The sequence below is a fragment of the Streptomyces sp. NPDC104307 genome (genome assembly GCF_055584045.1).
On the sequence record NZ_JBVJMU010000005.1, the window covers coordinates 278,140 to 297,350 of the forward strand.

The window sequence follows — 19,211 nt, forward strand, 5'->3', positions numbered from 1 at the left end:
CCCCGTTTCGTGCCGGTTGTCCCGACCAGAGTAGAACTGCCCCCGGCCGCACTCGCGGCCGGGGGCAGTCCTCAGACGGTGGTGTCGCTCAGAGCACGCACTCGGCCTCGCCGTACCGCTCGGCCGGGACGGTCTTCAGGGTCTCCACGGCTTCCGCGAGCGGGACCATGGTGATGTCCGTGCCGCGCAGCGCCGTCATCATGCCGAACTCGCCCCGGTGCGCCGCCTCCACCGCGTGCCAGCCGAACCGGGTCGCGAGGACCCGGTCGTACGCGGTCGGCGTTCCGCCGCGCTGGACGTGGCCGAGGATCACCGGGCGGGCCTCCTTGCCCAGGCGCTGCTCCAGCTCGATGGAGAGCTGGGTCGCGACGCCCGCGAAGCGCTCGTGCCCGTAGATGTCCTTGACGCCCGACTGGAACTCCATGGAGCCCTCGCGCGGTTTCGCGCCCTCCGCGACCACGACGATCGCGAACTTCTTGCCGGCCGAGAAGCGCCGGCCGACCAGCTCGGTCAGTTCGTCGATGTCGAAGGGGCGCTCGGGGACGACGATGGCGTGCGCACCGGCCGCCATGCCGGAGTGCAGGGCGATCCAGCCGGTGTGCCGGCCCATGACCTCGACGATCATGACGCGCTGGTGGGACTCCGCGGTGGTTTTCAGCCGGTCCAGGGCCTCGGTGGCCACGCCCACGGCGGTGTCGAAACCGAAGGTCACATCGGTGGAGGCGATGTCGTTGTCGATCGTCTTCGGTACGCCGACGATCGGCAGCCCCGCCTCCGACAGCAGGTTCGCCGCCTTGAGGGTGCCCTCGCCGCCGATCGGGATGATCGCGTCGAGACCGAGGTCGTTGACATGGCCCCTGGCCTGTTCCACGCCGCCGCGCAGGTGTGCGGGCTGGACCCGGGAGGAGCCGAGGATGGTGCCGCCGCGGGCGAGGATGCCGCCGACCGCGTCGAGGTCGAGCTTGCGGTAGTCGCACTCCAGGAGGCCCCGCCACCCGTCGTGGAAGCCGATGACCTCGTCACCGTGGTCGACCACCGCACGGTGGACGACGGAACGGATGACCGCATTGAGGCCGGGGCAGTCGCCACCGGAGGTGAGCACACCAATTCGCATTGCCCGGGAAACCTTTGCAACGTGGGCCGACGACCGGACCACGTCGTCCGGCTGGAATCCCGCCACCCTACCGGCGCAGGGTGGCGGGACCGAACCGGGCGTCCGCCTGCTGGACTCCGCTCAGCTGAGCGAATTTCGCCTCATCAGACGGGCTGTGTCGCGGACGCGATCCGCTCGGCGCGCAGCGCCTCGTACCAGCGGTCGTCGGTCGGCGGCAGCGCGTTCACATCGAGCGCCAGCTTCAGCAGCAGGTCCGCGATGAGCGGGTTGCGCGCCATCACGGGACCGTGCATGTACGTGCCGAACACGGTGTCGTTGTACGCGCCCTCCGTGCCGTCCCCGGTGCCGTTGCCCCGGCCGAACTGCACCCGGGCGAACGGGCGTGCCGTCGGTCCGAGATGGGTGACGCCCTGGTGGTTCTCGAAGCCGGTCAGCGGCGGCAGCCCGAGGTGCGGGTCGATGTCCGCGAGCACGTCGCCCACGCACCGGTCGCCCTCGCCGCGGGTGGAGACCACGTCGAGCAGCCCGAGGCCCTGCTCGCGCTCACCGAGGTCGTTGACGAACTCGTGGCCGAGGATCTGGTAGCCGGCGCAGACCGAGAAGATGATCGCGCCGTTGGACGCGGCCCGGCTGAGACCGCCGTCACGGCGCAGCCGCTCTGCGGCGAGCCGCTGCGGACGGTCCTCACCGCCGCCGATCAGATAGATGTCGCCCGACGTGGGAACGGGCTGGTCGCTGCGTACGTCGACGCGCGACACGTCGAGACCGCGCTGGCGGGCCCGGCGCTCCACCACCAGGGCGTTGCCCTGGTCGCCGTAGGTGCTGAGCAGGTCCGGGTAGACCCACACCAGCCGCAGGCTGTTGTTGCTCATGCTTCGTCCTCTCCGGAGGGGGCCGGGGCCGGGGTCAGTTGCCGACACGACGGCGCAGATCCTGGAAGGCGGTGTAGTTGGCGATGACCTCGATACGGCCGGGCGGTGCCTGCTGCACGGCCTCGTCGAGGTTCTCGCAGACCCGGAAGTCGAGACCGGCCACTTCGAGCCGGACCGCGAGGTCGAGCTTGCGGTCGCCGAGCACGAAGATCGGGTGACCCGCGAGCTGGGTGTAGTCCACGTCCCAGAGCCAGGAGGTGTCCGTACCGTCGGCGCCGCGGGCGTTGACGGAGAGGATGACCGGGGTGGGCGGCGGGTCGATCAGCGAGAACGTCTCCAGCCAGCCGGCCGGGTTCTTCGCCAGCAGGAGCCGCAGCTCACGGTTGAGGAAGGTGACGACGTCGTAGCGGCCCGCGACGGCCTGCACGTGGTACATCCGCTCCAGGGCGACCTGGGGCGGCACGCCGAAGACGGCGGCCACGGCCGCCGAACTGGTGGCGTTGGCCTTGTTGGCGCGGCCGGGCAGCTGGAGGTGGATCGGCCAGGCCGAGCCGTGCGGGTCCAGTACGTAGTCGCCGTGCAGCACCCAGCTGGGCGGCGGCCGGCGGAAACCGCACTCGCCGCAGAACCAGTCGTCGCCGGGGCGCTGCATCACACCGCCGCAGGACGGGCAGGACCAGGCGTCGTCCTTCCACGCCTGTCCGGCCGCGACCCACACCACGTTGGGTGAGGAGGAGGCCGCCCAGACGATCAGCGGGTCGTCGGCGTTGGCGATGATCACGGCCTTCGAGCCGGACAGGCCCTCGCGCCACTTCTCGGCGAGCATCCGGGTCTCCGCGGCCCGGTCCAGCTGGTCGCGGGAGAGGTTGAGCAGCGCGATCACCTTGGGCGTCGTGTCGCGGGCGACCCCCGCGAGGTACTTCTCGTCCACCTCGATCACGCCGTACTGCGCGTCCGAGCCGCCGGCCAGGGCCGAGGTGATGCCCGCGGGCATGTTGGCGCCGAGCGCGTTCGACACGACCGGGCCGGCGGCCCGCAGTGCCTCGGCGATCAGCCGGGTCGTGGTCGTCTTGCCGTTGGTCGCCGACACCAGGATCACGTCCAGGTGCTGTGCCAGCCGCCCGAGCAGGTCGGGGTCGAGCTTGAGCGCCACCCGGCCGCCGATCACCGATCCGCTGCCCCGCCCGGCTGCCCGCGACACCGCCGCAGCGGCCTTGCCCGCCGTCACGGCCAGCTTGGCCCGCGGCGACAACGGCTCCGTGTTGCCTGCCATCGTCCTAGATCCTCCTTGCATCGGTCCGCGCCCAGCCTATCGATGTCCGGCGCGGCGGAGGCACGGCGGCACCGCTCGGTGCATGGAGTTCCGGTGGAATGTGGGGCGCGCGGCGTACCACCGGCGCGAAAAACCCCGTTGCGGTACGGCTGGGGCGGCCGGGGTGACCGAGGTCACGCCTCTTCAGGCCGCAGATGTCCCGGGGGCGGCCGGCACCGGCCGGTCGGCGTCGAGCAGCCCCCGGCCGTACAGGTCCCGGACCCAGTTGTCCTGGTACACGGTGTCGAGGTAGCGCTCGCCCAGGTCGGGTGCCACGGCCACCGCGGTGAGGTCCCGGGCCCCCCGCCGGTCCAGCCAGTCGACCGCGCCGCTCACCACCGTGCCCGTGGAGCCGCCGAAGAGGAAGCCCCGTCCGGCCAGCCGACGGCAGGCGCGGATCGTGTCCGCCTCCTCGACCCGGACCACCTCGTCCACGTACGACTCGTCCAGCAGCGGCGGACGCATGCTCATGCCAAGCCCCGGGATCATCCTGCGGCCGGGGGTGCCGCCGAACGCCACCGAGCCGGCGGTGTCCACCGCGACGATCCGCACCGGCAGCCGCAGGTCCCGGAAGTAGCGCGCGCAGCCCATCAGGGTCCCGGTCGTCCCCGCGCCGACGAACAGCACGTCCAGGTCCGGGAAGGAGCGGGCGATCTGCGGGGCCGTCGTCAGGTAGTGCGCCCGCCAGTTGGCCGGATTGGAGTACTGGCTCAGCCACACGCACCGGTCGTCGGAGGCGCAGAGGCTCCGGACGTAGTCCAGCCGCGCCCCCAGGAAGCCGCCGTTGGACTCCTCGCCCGCCACGCTGCGCACCTCGCTGCCCAGCGCCTCCATCAGCAGCCGGGTCGTGAGATTGCAGCGTGAGTCCGTCACGCAGATGAACCGGTATCCCTTGCTCGCCGCGATCATGCTCAGCGCGACGCCGAGGTTCCCGGACGAGGACTCGACCAGGACGGAGTCGGCCTTCAGCGAGCCGCTGCGCTCGGCGGACGCCACCATCTCGGCGGCCGCCTTGAGCTTGATCGAGCCGGCGAAGTTGAAGCCTTCGCACTTGAGGAGAAGCGAGCGCCCGAAGACCGGCTCCACATCGACGTAGAGGTCCTCCTCGTTGAATTCCTGGGGAACGGATATGACTGACACGACCAACTCCTCCTCCGGGCGGTACGTCCTGTCCGTGCTGCGGGCCGAGGCACTCACCCGTACCTGCGGCGCTCGTGGAAGAAGTCGTCGACGGTCCGCAGTTCGCCCGAGCGGTCCACCTCGTCGTAGACGTAGGCGCCGACCGCGAGGTCGAGCACGCCGAGGCCGAAGGGCGAGAACACCACGGGCCGGTCGGCCGGCACGTCGACCCGGCCCGCCATCACGTCGTCGAGCGTTCCGCTGACGAAGTTCCGGCTGCCCGTGAGCTGTTCGGTCAGATGCGGTGACGTGCCGGCCCTGAGGCAGTGCTCGATGTCGTCCACGATGTTGGTCGAGGCCAGCAGGACCTGCGGAGCGAGGTCCCGCAGCGACACGTGGAGCACCACCGGGTTGTGGCCGAACCAGGCCGGGTCGCTGACGTGCGGCTGCCCGGCCACGGTCGCGAAGACCACGAGATCGCTCGTACGGATCAGGTCCTCCGGCTCCCGGTGCACGGTGACGGCGGCGGGGCTGCCGGACTGTTCCACGTACACCCGGAAGCCGGCCGCGCTCTCCGCGGACACGTCGTACACCCCGATGTCGTCGAACGACCAGCCGGATCCTTCGAGGAAGGTGTGGATGTACCGGGCGATCAGGCCCGTTCCGAAGAACCCGACGCGGACCGGCCGGGGACGGCCCCGGCTGAGCCGGTCCGCCGCAGACGCCGCCGAGGCGGCCGTTCTCGTCGCGCTGATGATCGAGCTCTCCAGGCAGGCGAACGGGTACCCGGTGTCCGGATCGTTGAGGATCAGCACGGCGGAGGCCCGCGGTACGCCCGATGTCACGTTCCCCGGGAAACTGGCGATCCACTTCAGCCCGTCCACCCTCGCCGCACCGCCGAGCGAAGCGGGCAGCGCGATCATCCGGGCGGTCGGGCGGTCCGGGAAGCGCAGGAATGAGGAGGGCGGGTTCACCGTCCGGCCGGAGCCGTGCAGGCGGTACGCCGCCTCGACCACGTCCACGATGTCCTTCTCGCGCCCCTCCAGGGCGCGCCGGACCTGACCGCCGGGGATCACCGCGAACGAGGGCACGGCGATGTCGCCGGGTGCGGTGTACCCGGGCGTGCGCTCCTGGGCGGTGTTCATCGCTGACCCACCTCCGCCGTCGGCGAGCAGGTGTCCGGCCGGGTGGGGGAGGCCATCGCGACGACCACGTCGCGCGGTCCTTCGTAGGCCTCCCTGCTGTGCGCGGTACGGATGTTGTCGATGAGCAGCAGGTCACCGGCGCGCCACGGCCGGTGCACGGTGTGTTCCGCGTAGACCGAACCGATGAGCCGGACGGTCTCCTCCTCCAGGGGCTCGCCGTCGCCGTACCGGGTGTTGAACGGCAGTCCGCCGGGCCCGTACTCGTCGACCAGGTACTCCCGCACCTCGGGCGCGAGCGTCCATTCGTTCAGGAAGGCGATCTGGTTGAACCAGCAGCGTCGCCCGCTGACCGGGTGGCGCACCACCGCCGCGCGGCGCTGCGTGGTCCGCAGTCCGCCGTCGGGCCGCCAGTCCCAGTCGATGCCGTGGGCGCGGCAGTAGCCCTCCACGGCCTCGCGCTCCGAGGTGCCGAACGCCTGGGACACGGTGGCCCCGATCTCGTCGTTGTAGCTGCGGTCCAGCAGCCAGCCCTCGCGCTCGAACCGTTCGACGAGGTCGCGGGGCAGGGCGTCGAGCACGGCCGCGGCGTCCGCGAGGCCGACGGCTCCGCCGCTGGTGGGAGCGGTGAGACAGGCGAAGAGCAGCAGGGCGGGGAAGCCGAGCGTGTAGCTCAGCTCGTGGTGCATGCACATCGGCTGGTCCGGTGGCCAGGGAGACGCGGAATGCACTCCGGGGGCGTAGTGCTCCCTGGGTGCGAAGGCCTCCCGCTCCGTCACCGGTTCGACAGCCAGCTCGTCCAGTACCGCGGCGACGTCCGCCGGTTCGCGCGGCTCAAGGCCGCGGACCAGGACCGCGCCGTTCGTGAGGAGCGCGGTGCGCAGGCGTTCGCGCGCTCCGGTGGCCCAGCCGGCCGGGTCGTGGGTGTCGGGGACGCACAGCACCGGGGGCTGACCGGCCACGCCGGGCTCCGCCTCCAGGCCGAGCGGTGAGTCCGTGATTTCGATGGAGGACATGTCACTCTCCTCAGGGTGGTGATCGGTTCACCGGGCAGCGCGCTCGTCCACGAGCGCGGCCAGATCGGTCAGTACGGGGTTGCGGACGAGGTCCTTGAGCGAGACCTCACGGTCCAGGGAGATCACGACGCCGACCGCTGCCAGCGAGGTGCCGCCCCGGTCGAAGAAGTTGTCCCGCCGCCCCACCCCGTCCGGCGGGACCCCGAGCGCCTGGGCCCAGGCGGCCGCCAGCCGCCGCTCCGTACGGGTGCGGGGGAGGGCGGCGCTCCGGTGGCCGCCGGGCGCCCCGAGTTCTCCGAGTTCTCCGAGTTCTCCGAGTTCTCCGAGTTCTCCGGGTTCTCCGAGCTTTCCCGCGAGGCGGGTCAGTTCCGCTCGGTCGGTCTTCCCGTTGGCGGTCAGCGGCAGGGCGTCCTGCCAGTGGACGGCGGCGGGAACCATGTACGTGGGCAGGGATTCGGCGAGGTGCTCGCTCACGAAGGCGGCCGGCAACGGCTGTGCGCCACTGCAGAAGGCGACCAGGCGCTTCGACCGGCCGGCCGCCCCTCCGGTGACGACCACCGCGCCGTCGCGCACCCCCGGGACCGCCAGCAGGGCGTTCTCGATCTCGCCGGTCTCGATGCGGAAGCCGCGGATCTTCACCTGGCTGTCGCGGCGGCCGAGGAACTCCAGCTGCCCGTCCGGGAGCCAGCGGCCGTAGTCCCCGCTCAGGTGCAGCCGCTCCCCGGGCCGGTACGGGTCCGGCAGGAAGGCGGCCCCGGTCCGCTCGGGGTCGTTGATGTACCCGCGGCCCACGCAGATCCCGGAGAAGGCGATCGCGCCGGGGGCGCCCAGCGGCACCGGGCACCTGTGCTCGTCGAGGAGGTACATGCGCACGTTGCGGACCGGTCGCCCGATCGGCACCGCATCGGTGTCCGGCACCCGGTGCATGACCGCGTGACTGGTGTCGTCCGAGGTCTCGGTCAGCCCGTAGGCGTTGACGAGCCGGACCCCGGGCCGGGCGTCGAACCAGCGCCGGACCAGATCCTTCTTGAGCGCCTCTCCGGTGACCGAGACGCAGCGCAGGTCCGGCAGTTCGCGCGGGTGCCGCTCCAGGAAGGCCAGGACGGCGTCGAGATAGGACGGCACGACCTGGACCACGCCTGCCCGGCCCTCGGCCAGCGTGTCGAGGAAGCGCCGCACGTCCAGAACGGCCTCCTGGCCGACCAGCAGGGTGGTTCCGCCGGTGAGCAGGGGGCAGAGCAGCTGCCACAGCGAGATGTCGAAGCACTGGGGGGCGGTCTGGGCGACCACGTCCGCCTCTCCGATCCCGAGGTCGTCGATCTTCGCGAGGAGATGGTTGAGCAGGCCGCCGTGCTCCACCATCGCGCCCTTCGGCTCGCCGGTGGAGCCGGAGGTGAAGAAGACGTAGGCCAGATCGTCGGCGCCGACCGGGACGCCGGGGCCGGGAACGGCGGGCGTCCCGGAACCGGTGTCCTCGGGACGCGGTTCGCAGAGCGGGCCGATGAGCAGCTTCCGGGTGCCCGGCAGGGATTCCAGCGCGCGGTCGAGCGTCGCGGTGCTGCCCGGTTCGGTGAGCACCAGTCCGCAGTCGGCGCGGGTGAGCATGGTGGCGATGCGCCCGGCCGGGAAGTGCGGATCGACGGGGAGGTAGACGCCGCCGGACTTGAGGATCGCGAGTACGGCCGCCATCCATTCCAGACTCCGTTCGGTCACCAGGGCGACGACCCCTTGCCTCGTCAGTCCCGCGTCCAGCAGGGCGTTCGCCAGCCGGTTGGCGCGGGTGTCGAGGTCGCGGTACGTCCACCGCCGGTCGCCGTGGACCGCCGCGACGCTGTCGGGGCGCGCGCGTACCCGCTGTTCGAAGAGCTGGTGGAAGCGGAGGCCGGGCAGCTCCCGGTGCGGCCCGGCGAGTCCGTCGAGCTGAAGGCGCAGTTCGCCGGGTGACAGCAGGCTCTGCCGTCCGTGCGCCGCATCGGGATCTGCGGCGATCAGCCGCAGCGCGTTGAGGTGATAGCCGGCGATCCTGGCCGCGGCCTCCGCGTCGAGCGCGTCGGTCCGGTAGCGCAGCCGCAGCACGTCGTGCCCGTCGCGGTGGGTGAACCCGACGCCGATGACGGCACCCGGTACGGGGCCGGCCCGGCCGGTCGGGTCGAACACCGCCTCCGGCGCGGTGGCGGGGAGGCGCAGCCGCCGCCTGAGGTCCTCGACCGGGTATCCCCGGTGGGCCAGCAGTTCCGCCTCGGCGCGGTCCGCGTGCAGCAGGAGGTCCCGCCACGACCTGGCGCCGGTCGTGAGCCGGCAGAGCAACGGCCCGGCGCCCGCGGCGGGGACGTACCCCGTCGTGACACCGGGTTCGCCGCACAGCGCGGCGAGGACCCTGGCGTGGCCGGCCAGCAGCGGCGCGGTGGGTGAGATGTCCATCGAGCGGGCCAGCACCCGCAACTCCGCGGCCAGTGCGCCCGGGACGGCCGTCTCGACCATGGCGGTGCCCGGCGCCGGGCGGCGGGTCCACCTCGGGACGGCGGTGGGCCCGCCGGCGGTCAGCACATCGCGCCAGTACTCGGTTCCGGTCCGCGCGGGCGTGTTCATCGTGCCGCCTCCTCGCTCCGGGCGCCGCCCGCCCGGATCTGGTGTGCGGGGTTGCCGCCCCACAGCGCGTCGCGCGGGACCGACTCGCCCTTCATCAGGAAGGAGTCCGGAGCGAGAGCGGCGCCGTCGTCGATCGTCACGCCGTAGTGCACGAAGGCCCCGACCCCGAGGGTGCAGTGCGATCCGATCGTGGTGCGGGCCGACTTGAAGGCGCCGTCCTCCTGCGAATGGCACTGGACGACGCTGCCGGCGTTGAGCGTGGAGCGGTCCCCGATGGTGACCATCGTGCGTTCCGTCAGATAGCAGCCGTCGTCGAAGACCTCGCGCCCGATCCGGACCCCCAGCGACCGCCAGACCAGACTCTTGAAGGGCGTCCCGTCGAAGACCCGGAGATACGTCTCCGACGGCACCTTCCAGAAGCGTTCGCGCCGCCAGAAGCGGCGGTCGTAGATCGAGCAGAACAGCGGGCCCGGCGGGTGGAACGCCGTGACGAGGCGTTCGACCAGGACGAAGTACCCGGCGCTGACCACGACGAGGAGCACGTTGCCCAGCGCCACGGCCGCGGCCCCCACCGAGGTGTACAGCTCCGCCGCCCCCGACATCACCAGGGCGACCACGAAGGCGTAGCACCACCGCGCCATCAGATACAGCCCCATCGAGGCGGCGTTGTGCCTGTTCTTGGCCGCCAGGCCGCTGCGCAGCGTCTCGCCGCTCTTCATCCGGTCGAAGCCGCTGTCGCGCTGGACCGAGCGGGGGATCTCGAAACAGGGCGAGCCGAGCAGGCCGACGCCCTCGCGGGTCCTGCCGTCGACCGGGACCATGACCTTGGTCGCCAGCAGGCAGTTGTCCCCGGCCCTGCTCCGCGCCGGGTAGGCGATCCTGTTGCCCAGGAAGCTGTGTGCCCCGATGGCCGTCCGGGAGACGCGGAACGAGGTGCTGGAGAACTCGGCGTTGTTGACCGACAGCCCGTCGGCCACCATCGTTCCCGTTCCGACCGCGCTCAGGTACGGCGTCTCGTGCTTGACCTCGGTACCGAAGTTCGACCCCGTCTGCTCCACGCGGGAGAGGTCGTACCCGAGCAGACGGAGGTAGGGGACGATGCCGGAGCTGTCACCGAACAGGCGGGTGAGGAAGCGCCGGTTGGTCAGCAGCATGATCGCGCGGTGCACCCCGTAATGGAAGCCGTAGAGGGGATAGACCTTGTCCGGCACGATGGTGCGGCTCAGCAGCCGGGGGACGGTGGCGAGCAGCAGGAAGGCGAGCGGCACGATCACGAAGAGCAGGACGAACGAGGCCGCCAGTGTGTCCCGGTAGAAGGCCCAGGTCGTGAGGACCGTGGGCCCCGGGTCCAGTACCGAGGAGAGCTGCGGGGCCACGGCGAGCAGCATCCCGATACCGCCGACGGCCAGCGGCAGGTACACCAGGAGCGCGCTCAGCAGCTGGGTGGCGCCGTGGACCGCCCTGCGCAGGGTGCCGCAGGCCGCCGGTTCCACCACCTGGTACTCCGCCCCGGCGTGCTGCGCGGGTGAACCGTGCCAGTGCTCGCCGGCGGGTACGCGCTGGCCGCGGTGCAGGGCGGAGGCGTGGGCCAGCCGGGCGCCGTCGCCCATGGACGTCCCGATGTCGAGCACCGAGGCCTCGGCGACGAGGACGTCCTTGCCGAGGGTCACGGTGCCGGTCTGGATCAGGCCGTCATGGGCCCGGTAGCAGGGGAAGAACGAGTCCTTGCGGATGACGGAGGAGTCCCCGACGGTGAGCAGGTCGGTGCAGAGGGGCACGTTGCGGGAGAAGATCACCGCGCCCTTCCCGATCCTCGCGCCCAGCGCCTTGAGGTAGAGCGTGTACAGCGGCGATCCGGCGAACAGGACCAGCGGGTCGGCGCGGACGAGCGTTCTGACGATCCAGAACCGGACGTACGCGAGGCTCCAGATACGGATCTCCCGGGGCTTCCAGCGTCCGACGAGAACCCATTTCGCGGCGATCGGCAGAGCCGAGAGCCCCAGCAGGGCCCCGGCGCCGAACGCGACGGAGCGGAGGTACCCGGAGAGCAGGCCGGACCCGGCGGATATCCACTCGTACCCCCGGACGGTGATGAACGCGATGACGCACGAATAGGCGACGAAGGCCACGAGCTGGAGCGCCCCGCACAGGAGGTACCCGGCCCGGCCCGTGGCCGCCGTCGGCGGGGGAGCGGGGAGGGTGCCCACGGCGGGGGAGGCGGGTGCGGCGGTCGTCGCCAGCGCGGTCGCCAGTTCACCGGCCGTGGGGTGCGCGTAGACGTCCCGCATCGAGACCGGCGGCAGCTCCGCGCGCTTTCTCACCCGGGCGCAGAAGTGGGCCATCACCAGGGAGTCCGCGCCCAGGTCGTCGAAGAAGTGGCTGTCCGCCGCCACCCGGTCGAGGTGCATGACATCCGCGAGAACCTCCCGGAACGCCGCCTCGGCGTCGCGCGGTACGGCAGCGGCACTGCCGCGGGCCGCGGCCTCGCGTGGATCCGGCGGCAGTGTGGCGACTCGCTTTCCTGTCATGAGGGCTCCCTGGATGTCCATGGGGTCACCGGTGACGCACGGCGACGCGGCCCTCGGCGGGCTGCTCCGGCCGACCGGTGGGCCCGATGCGAGCGATGCTCGGCGGCCCTGCCTGTCCGGCTCTCTGCCTGTGCGGCTCTGTCTCGGTGGCTCTATGAGGAATTCGGGGCCGACGGAGGGGCGGATTGCCGCATAGAGAATAAATCTCGACATTTATCCCACGGGTGCGTATGTGCCGTCGTCTCCGAGCCGGGCGGCTGCCGTGCGTCCGTCGCCGCGCCGGACCGTACGATGGCCGCCATGCGAAACCGCCCGATCCCCGGCAGTTCCGGACGCGTCCGGGCCATGAGCCTGCTCGGTGACCCCGTGCTGCACGGCGCCTGCGAGCCCGTCACGGACTTCGGGCCCTCGCTCGCCCACCTGGTCGAGGACATGTACGCCACGATGTACGCGGCGAACGGCGTCGGACTCGCGGCCAACCAGGTCGGCGTGGCGCTACGGGTGTTCGTGTACGACTGCCCCGACGACGAGGACGTCCGGCACCTGGGGCACCTGGTCAACCCCACCCTCGTCGAGGCCGACGGCATCACCGTGCGGGGCCCGGAGGGCTGCCTCTCGCTGCCGGGCATCGAGGCCGGTACGCCCCGCTTCGACCACGCGGTGGTCGAGGGGGTCACGGTCGAGGGCGAGCCGGTGCGGGTCAGCGGCACCGGCTTCTTCGCCCGCTGCCTCCAGCACGAGTGCGACCACCTGGACGGCGCCGTCTACACCGACCGGCTGACCGGGCTGCGGCGGGCGCGGGCCCTGCGCGCGGCCCGCCGGGCGCCCTGGGGGCAGTCCGGCTGACCGGGCAGCGGCGTCCGCGGCGTGCGGCAGTTCCGCGACTACGTACGGCGCTACGCCGCGGAGGAGGAGGGCGGCGACGGTTTCATGATCACGGCACGGCCTGGCCGGCGGCCTCCTCGACCGGGTCGCCGTCCGCCCGTCCAGGCACCTGGGGCGGGCCGTCCGACGGGCTGTCCCGGGTGCTCAGATACCAGCGGCCCCAGTCGTCGAGCAGACCCGCTATCGCATCGAGGCTACGGCCGGTTGCGGTCAACGTGTACTCGACCCGTGGTGGCACCTCGCGGTAAACCATGCGGTCCACGAGCCCGTCCTCCTCCATCGCCCGCAGCTGCCGGGTGAGCATCCGCGCGGTGATCTGCGGCGTCCCGCGCTTGAGCTCGCTGAAGCGTCGTGTGCCACCGAGGAGTTGTTTGAGGATGACCAGCTTCCAGCGACCGCCGAGCACCTCCATAGCCGCTTCGATCGCGCAGAATTCCGGCGTCGGTTCCGTCGTGCTCCGCATCAACAACCCCCATGGGTATACAGATTGGCACTATGGCACATAAATGACCGTACTTGTCCTGCTGATACCCGGAGCACGATAGTGCTGCCATGGCTCACAGCACGGCGTCGATACCCCCTTCTCCCCTCCCGGCGGAGCTGCCGGCGAAGCGTCGGTGGCTCGTGCTCGCCGTGCTCTCCGCCGGCCTTCTGCTGTGCGGAATCGACCTGACGGTGCTTCACGCCGCTGTTCCCGGTCTGAGCCTGGAGTTGCGGCCCAGCAGCGCCGGGCTGCTGTGGATCGTCGACGTCTACTCGCTCACCCTCGCCGCGCTGCTGGTGACCTGCGGCACGCTCGGGGACCGGATCGGACGCAAGCGGATGGTCCTCAGCGGCTTCGCCCTGTTCGGACTCGCCTCCGCCGCCGCCGGTCTCTCCTCCTCGACCCCGCAGCTGATCGCCTCCCGCGTGGTCCTGGGTGTCGGCGCGGCCATGATCATGGCATCGACCGTCGCGATCATCCGGGTGGTGTTCACGGACAGCCGGGAGCGGGCGGTGGCCATCGGCATCTGGACGGCCGCCCACAGTGTCGGCGCGGCCATCGGACCGCTCGTGGGCGGGTTGGTGACCGAACGCTGGGGCTGGGGCGCCGCCTTCCTGATCAACGTCCCCGTCGCCATGGCCGTCTTCGTGGTCGGCGCCCGCACCATCCCCGAGTCGCGCAACCCCCGGCCCCGGCGATGGGACCTGCCCAGCGTGGCGTTGTCCGTCACAGCTCTGGCCGGACTCGTGTACGCGCTGAAGCGGGCCGGTGAAGAAGTCGGCGTCAGCCCGGTGATCCTGCTGACCGCGGCGGGAGGAGCGGTACTGCTGTACCTGTTCGTGCGCCGCCAACACCGGCTCACCGAACCGCTGCTGGACTTCTCGCTCTTCTCCGACCGCGTCTTCCGCACCGCGACGCTGTGCGTCATCGGTTGCTTCGGCAGCTATGTAGCGCTGCTCTTCTTCCTGACCCAGTGGTTCCAGCAGGCCGGAGGCTTCTCTCCGGTGCGGGCGGGCCTGGCCCTGATGCCGCTGGCGGCCGCCAACGCGGCCGGTGCGACGACGGCACCCCGGGTATCGGCCCGCCTTGGCAACCGGTGGGCGCTGACGAGTGCCCTCGGCGGCTTCGCGGCCGCCATGGCGCTGATGGCCCTGCTGGGCGACACGGGCGCCTACCCCGTGCTGGTCGGCCCGCTCCTGGTGGCCGGGTACGGGGCGGGCATCGTGATGACGCTGGGTGCCGATGCCATCATGGCCGCGGCCGATCCGGACCGCTCCGGCGAGGCCGCGGCCATCCAGGAGACCTCCTTCGAGCTCGGTGCGGGGCTCGGCGTCGCGGTCCTGGGCACGGTGCTCACCGTGGCCTACCGCGTCGGGTTCCACGACACCCCGGGGGTGGCGGCCTCCGCCAGGGAGGCGGCGAAGGAGTCGTTCTCCGCCGCCGAGGCGACCGCTGACACGCTGGACCCGCCGGCCGCCGGGCAGGTGCTCGCCGCCGCCAGGGCCGCGTACGACCAGGGCTTCACCGCGGTCGCCCTGTGCACCGCGGCGGGCCTGGTCCTGACGGCGGCCCTCGCCGCGGCACTGCTGCGGCCCCGTCCCGACGACCGGTGACCCGTCGACGGCATCGGAGACTGCCGGGCGAGTGGCTCTGTCCGAAATCGGGCTCCCGTCGGGGCGAACCGCCCTCTCAGAACCCGGGGCCGCCGGGGCGGTCGCCCGCCGCGGCCAGCCTGCCCCACAGCAGATCGGCCAGGCTGCTCACCAACTGGGCCCGCGAGCAGGGGCGTTCGCCCAGCCACCAGTCGCCCGCCGCGTGCATCATGCCCACGATGCCGTGACCCCAGATCCGGGCCATGACCTGGCTGTCGGCCCCGAGGTCCACCCGCTCGGCGATGACTGTGGCGAGCTCCTCGCCGAGGCGCCGCAGCAGCGGGGCCGAGTGGCGCCCCACGTCGAAGCCCTGCTCGGACGGGGGTGCCGCGTCGTCGGCGGGATGCATCAGGAACCGGTAGACCTGCGGACGGGCCTCGATGGCGGCGAGATAGGTGTCGAGCGTCGCCTCGACCCGGGCGCGGCGGTCGGCGGGGGCGTCGAGGGCAGCCCGCAGCGCGCTGAGGAGCGCGTCGGTGTGCCGTTTCGCGAGGGCGCGGTAGAGGCCGCCCTTGTCGCCGAAGTGCCGGTAGAGGATGGGCTTGGTGATCCCGGCCTCCGCCGCGATGGCGTTCATCGAGGCCCCGGGTCCGTCCCTGAGCACCACGCGGTCGGCGGCTTCGAGCAGCTCCCGGCGGCGGCGTTCTGCCGCGGACCGTTGCCGCTCCGCCTGTCGTGCGGTCTCCATGCTGTTTCTCCCACCCCTGGCCGTGCCTGTCCGTCCTGCCTGCGCAACGTAACACCCTGTCCAGCGGTGCGCGGATCTGCGGTTGGGCGGTTGACAGAGGCTACTTGCCGGTAACAGACTGTTGTTACCGCAAGTAACTAACGGTTTTCGGCAGCAGTATTTTGACAGCAGTACGTGGAGGGGAAAATGGCCGAGTTCACGCTCGAACTCAACGACGACCAGAAGCAGGTCCGTGACTGGCTGCACGGCTTCGCCGCGGATGTGATCCGTCCGGCCGCTTCGGAGTGGGACGAGCGTGAGGAAACGCCCTGGCCCGTCATTCAGGAGGCGGCCAAGGTCGGCATCTACTCCCTGGACTTCTACGCCCAGCAGTTCTTCGACCCGACCGGCCTCGGCATCCCGATGGCGATGGAGGAGCTGTTCTGGGGTGACGCGGGCATCGCCCTGTCGATCGTCGGTACGGGCCTGGCGGCCGTCGGCGTCCTCGCCAACGGCACCGAGGAGCAGATCGGCACCTGGATCCCGCAGATGTACGGCGACGCGAACGATGTGAAGGTCGCCGCCTTCTGCTCCTCCGAGCCCGACGCCGGCTCCGACGTCGCCTCGATGCGCACCCGCGCGGTGTACGACCAGGCCAAGGACGAGTGGGTGCTCAACGGCACCAAGACCTGGGCGACCAACGGCGGCATCGCCAACGTCCACGTCGTGGTCGCGGTCGTCGACTCCGGGCTCGGCTCCAAGGGGCACGCCTCCTTCATCGTGCCGCCGGACACCCCCGGGCTCTCCCAGGGGCAGAAGTTCAAGAAGCACGGCATCCGCGCCTCGCACACCGCGGAGGTCGTCCTGGAGGACGTGCGCGTCCCGGGCCACTGCCTGCTCGGGGGCAAGGAGAAGCTCGACCAGCGCCTCGCGCGGGCCCGGGAGCGCGCCGCCTCCGGTGGCGGCGAGCGGGTGAAGAACGCGGCGATGGCCACGTTCGAGGCGTCCCGCCCGGCCGTCGGCGCGATGGCGGTCGGCACCGCCCGTGCCGCGTACGAGGTCGCGCTCGACTACGCGAAGACCCGCACCCAGTTCGGCCGTCCGATCATCGACAACCAGGGCATCGCCTTCCAGCTCGCCGACATGCGCACCCGGATCGACGCGGCCCGGCTGCTGGTCTGGCGCGCGTCCTGGATGGCGGCCGCCGGCAAGCCGTTCGAGTCCGCAGAGGGCTCCATGTCCAAGCTGTACGCGAGTGAGACGGCCAAGGAGGTCACCGCGCAGGCGGTCCAGATCCTCGGCGGCAACGGCTTCACGCGTGAGTACCCGGTGGAGCGGATGCACCGGGACGCCGCGATCTACACGATCTTCGAGGGCACCAGCGAGATCCAGCGCCTGGTGATCGCCCGCACGCTGTCCGGGATGCCCATCCGCTGACACCCGGCCGGGCCGCCCGCGCGCACGCACCGGCCCCCGTCTCCCGCCGCACCGGCGGGAGACGGGGGCCGGTCCTTTGTCACGGGCGGATGGTGTGCACCTGCCATGCACCTGTAGATTCCCCGTGAAGATCGTGACTGGCCGATGGAGGGGAACGCACCATGCTGAGGTTCACCGGGAGGCGGGTCCTGGCCGCCGCCGTGGCGGCGTTCGGCCTCGTCGTCGCCGCACAGGGCACGGCCGAGGCCGCGCCGAAGTCGATCGAGGCGACCTTCGGCGGGTACGGCGAGTGGAACCCCGACCCCTACGGCAGCATCCCCGGTGACTCGATCCGCGCCTGCGACACCAGTGCGGACGGCTGGGGCATCGAGGTGAAGCTCGACATCGGCCGCGACGGGACCTGGGACCGGGTCGTGAGCACCCGCGGTCACAACTCCCCGTACTGCAGCCCGTGGAAGAGCGGCAACATCAAGGAAGGCACGCCCGTGAGCATCCAGGTGGCGAATGTGAACGCCGGCGTGACCTACCCCAAGGGCTCGCTCCTGCTCAGCCACGCCTGAGCGGCAGGCCCGAGTGGCAGGCCCGACTGCCACCGGGCGGCGGGCGGCGGTCCGGCCGCGGGCCACCCGGCGGCATCGCTTCAGGCGGGAAGCTGGGCCTCGATGGCCGCGACGAGCTCCGGGGCCTCGGGCTCGGTGGCGGGACGGAGCCGGGCGACCGGCTCGCCCGCAGGGGAGAGCAGGAACTTCTCGAAGTTCCACTTCACGTCACCGGCTTCGCCGTCGGCGTCCGCGAGCTTCGTCAGTTCCGTGTAGAGCGGGTGCCGGCCCGCGCCGTTGACGTCCGTCTTGGCCAGCAGCGGGAAGGTCACCCCGTACGTCGCCGAGCAGAACGCCTGGATCTCCTCCGAGCTTCCGGGCTCCTGGCCGGCGAACTGGTTGCACGGCACGCCGAGCACGGTGAACCCCCGGTCCCCGTAAGTCTTCTGGAGCCGCTCCAGACCGGCGTACTGCGGGGTCAGCCCGCACTTGGAGGCGACGTTCACCAGCAGGACGGCCTGGCCCCGGTAGGCGCCCAGGGTGGTCGGCTCACCGGTCAGCGTGTGGAGGGGGATGTCGTAGAGCGTCATGAGGATCTCCTAGTAAATGGCTTTCACTGCCATTCTTACGCCCGCGGGGCCCCACTTATGCCCACGGGTTCATCGGGACGATTCCGGTCGCACGGCCGTCCGGATCAGGTGGCGTCGTCTGCGAGGACCTCGACGGGCTCGCCGCCCGGGGCCGGTCCCGGTCCGGCCTCCTTGTAGTAGTAGGTGGTCGCCCTGAGGGCCCCCGCCGGATCGGCGGCGTAGCCGGGGACCGAGCCGCACGCCGTCCAGCCCGCAGACCGGTAGAGCCGCTCGGCGGCACTGTCGCTCTCGGTGTCCAGGACGAGCAGCGTGACTCCGTCCCGGGCCGCCGTCTCCTCGACCGCGTCCAGCAGCCGCCGGCCCAGACCCCGGCCCTGCGCCGACGGACGCACCATCAGCTTGGTGACCTCGGCGCGATGGCGGGCGTTGGGCAGCGGCGCCCGGACCAGGCCGATCGTCCCGGCGACCCGCTCACCGTCCCGGGCGATCCAGACCTGGAGGCGCCCGGCGGAGACGGACGCGGCCTGCTCCCGCCACCAGCAGGCCGACGCGTCCCGGTCCAGTGGTGCGAGGAATCCGACGGAGGCCCCGCCGTCCACGATCTCCACCAGGAGTGCGGCCAGCTCATCGGCGTACGTGACCAGTTCGGGTCCGGACACCTGGACGATCTCGGTCATGCGGCAGGTCCTTTCAGGGCAGAACGATCATCAGTGCGTAACGGACCCCGGCCGGGCCCGGACAGTGGAAACGCGAGGGCCCACGCAGCCGGAAGCGCAGGCAGTCGCCGGTGCGGAGGGTGTGCACGGTGCCGTCCACGGTGATCTCGACCGTCCCCTCCAGGACCCAGATGTGCTGTTCGAGGCCGGGGACGGGCGGGTTCTCGTACGCGATCGAGGCGCCCGCGCCGAGCACCCCCTCGACGACCTCCGCGCGCAGCCCCGGGTGCGGGGGCGAGACGGAGCGGCGGACGAAGCCGGACTCCTCGTCGTGCCAGACCGGCTGGCGTTCGGCGGGCACCAGCTGCGGCGGCTCCGCCTCCACTTCGAGGAGCAGCCGCGACATGGTCCGCCCGTGGACCGTGCACAGCCGCCCGAGCAGGGCCGCGGTCGGGCTCAGCTCACCGCGTTCCAGCCGCGAGAGCGTCGAACGGCTCACCCCCGTGCGATGCGCCAGCTCCTCCAGCGACCAGCCGGCCTCTGCACGCAGTTCGGCCAGCCGTGCCGCGAGCCGGGCATCGACGGTGCCCGGCTCGACGCTCTCCATCT

The 19,211-nt window shown here is 71.6% G+C and carries 17 protein-coding genes; 4 read left to right on the forward strand and 13 right to left on the reverse strand.

The genetic code is table 11. The features are described from left to right. Positions 1-88 precede the first annotated feature (88 nt). From ACZ601_RS16445 to ACZ601_RS16480, 8 genes are all read right to left on the reverse strand, one after another. Positions 89-1,114, reverse strand: coding sequence for a 6-phosphofructokinase (locus ACZ601_RS16445; protein ID WP_073736192.1), 1,026 nt, complete (start codon positions 1,112-1,114; stop codon positions 89-91). Positions 1,115-1,257: 143 nt separating this feature from the next. Then, on the reverse strand, positions 1,258-1,986 hold the full coding sequence (locus tag ACZ601_RS16450; RefSeq protein ID WP_073736191.1) for a type 1 glutamine amidotransferase: 729 nt from the start codon (positions 1,984-1,986) through the stop codon (positions 1,258-1,260). Between the two features lie 34 nt (positions 1,987-2,020). Beyond that, positions 2,021-3,259, reverse strand: coding sequence for a Mur ligase family protein (locus tag ACZ601_RS16455; protein WP_073736190.1), 1,239 nt, complete (start codon positions 3,257-3,259; stop codon positions 2,021-2,023). Positions 3,260-3,442: 183 nt separating this feature from the next. Further along, complete coding sequence (gene sbnA, locus ACZ601_RS16460; RefSeq protein ID WP_469538125.1) at positions 3,443-4,438, reverse strand: 2,3-diaminopropionate biosynthesis protein SbnA; 996 nt, start codon at positions 4,436-4,438, stop codon at positions 3,443-3,445. Between the two features lie 53 nt (positions 4,439-4,491). Beyond that, the gene (gene sbnB, locus ACZ601_RS16465) at positions 4,492-5,562 is read right to left on the reverse strand and encodes a 2,3-diaminopropionate biosynthesis protein SbnB (RefSeq protein WP_469538128.1); all 1,071 of its coding nucleotides are present in this window, start codon (positions 5,560-5,562) and stop codon (positions 4,492-4,494) included. Next, positions 5,559-6,575, reverse strand: a complete 1,017-nt coding sequence (locus ACZ601_RS16470; RefSeq protein ID WP_469538131.1) for a TauD/TfdA family dioxygenase — start codon at positions 6,573-6,575, stop codon at positions 5,559-5,561. The genes sbnB and ACZ601_RS16470 overlap by 4 nt, the downstream gene beginning before the upstream one ends. Before the next feature lie 27 nt (positions 6,576-6,602). Continuing rightward, positions 6,603-9,164, reverse strand: coding sequence for a non-ribosomal peptide synthetase (locus tag ACZ601_RS16475; protein WP_469538134.1), 2,562 nt, complete (start codon positions 9,162-9,164; stop codon positions 6,603-6,605). Beyond that, positions 9,161-11,692 carry a Pls/PosA family non-ribosomal peptide synthetase gene (locus ACZ601_RS16480; RefSeq protein ID WP_469538137.1) on the reverse strand — a complete coding sequence of 844 codons (2,532 nt, stop codon included), beginning with the start codon at positions 11,690-11,692 and terminating at the stop codon, positions 9,161-9,163. Before ACZ601_RS16480 ends, ACZ601_RS16475 begins: the two co-directional genes overlap by 4 nt. A 291-nt stretch (positions 11,693-11,983) precedes the next feature. Here ACZ601_RS16480 and def point away from each other — a divergent pair, with 291 nt between their 5' ends. Continuing rightward, on the forward strand, positions 11,984-12,538 hold the full coding sequence (def, locus tag ACZ601_RS16485) for a peptide deformylase (RefSeq protein WP_469538140.1): 555 nt from the start codon (positions 11,984-11,986) through the stop codon (positions 12,536-12,538). Positions 12,539-12,626: 88 nt separating this feature from the next. Here the strand turns inward: def and ACZ601_RS16490 are convergent, their stop codons facing one another. Then, a complete protein-coding gene (locus ACZ601_RS16490; RefSeq protein ID WP_469538143.1) occupies positions 12,627-13,040 on the reverse strand; it encodes a winged helix-turn-helix transcriptional regulator in 414 nt (137 codons plus the stop codon). An 89-nt stretch (positions 13,041-13,129) separates the two neighbouring features. On the opposite strand from ACZ601_RS16490, the gene ACZ601_RS16495 reads away from it, so the two are divergent. After that, complete coding sequence (locus ACZ601_RS16495) at positions 13,130-14,674, forward strand: MFS transporter (protein ID WP_469538146.1); 1,545 nt, start codon at positions 13,130-13,132, stop codon at positions 14,672-14,674. 76 nt (positions 14,675-14,750) lie between these two features. Here ACZ601_RS16495 and ACZ601_RS16500 read toward each other — a convergent pair whose 3' ends face one another. Further along, positions 14,751-15,401 carry a TetR/AcrR family transcriptional regulator gene (locus ACZ601_RS16500; protein ID WP_469538149.1) on the reverse strand — a complete coding sequence of 217 codons (651 nt, stop codon included), beginning with the start codon at positions 15,399-15,401 and terminating at the stop codon, positions 14,751-14,753. Between the two features lie 186 nt (positions 15,402-15,587). Between ACZ601_RS16500 and ACZ601_RS16505 the strand changes: the two genes are divergently transcribed. Then, positions 15,588-16,817 carry an acyl-CoA dehydrogenase family protein gene (locus ACZ601_RS16505; RefSeq protein WP_440578930.1) on the forward strand — a complete coding sequence of 410 codons (1,230 nt, stop codon included), beginning with the start codon at positions 15,588-15,590 and terminating at the stop codon, positions 16,815-16,817. 161 nt (positions 16,818-16,978) lie between these two features. Next, positions 16,979-17,377 (forward strand): hypothetical protein, encoded by a 399-nt coding sequence (locus ACZ601_RS16510; protein ID WP_440579341.1) that lies wholly within the window; start codon positions 16,979-16,981, stop codon positions 17,375-17,377. Positions 17,378-17,457: 80 nt separating this feature from the next. Here the strand turns inward: ACZ601_RS16510 and ACZ601_RS16515 are convergent, their stop codons facing one another. From ACZ601_RS16515 to ACZ601_RS16525, 3 genes are all read right to left on the reverse strand, one after another. After that, the gene (locus ACZ601_RS16515; protein WP_469538153.1) at positions 17,458-17,946 is read right to left on the reverse strand and encodes a glutathione peroxidase; all 489 of its coding nucleotides are present in this window, start codon (positions 17,944-17,946) and stop codon (positions 17,458-17,460) included. A 104-nt stretch (positions 17,947-18,050) separates the two neighbouring features. Beyond that, a complete protein-coding gene (locus ACZ601_RS16520) occupies positions 18,051-18,623 on the reverse strand; it encodes a GNAT family N-acetyltransferase (RefSeq protein WP_469538156.1) in 573 nt (190 codons plus the stop codon). 13 nt (positions 18,624-18,636) lie between these two features. Continuing rightward, on the reverse strand, positions 18,637-19,209 hold the full coding sequence (locus ACZ601_RS16525) for a helix-turn-helix domain-containing protein (protein WP_469538515.1): 573 nt from the start codon (positions 19,207-19,209) through the stop codon (positions 18,637-18,639). Between the last annotated feature and the right edge of the window lie 2 nt (positions 19,210-19,211).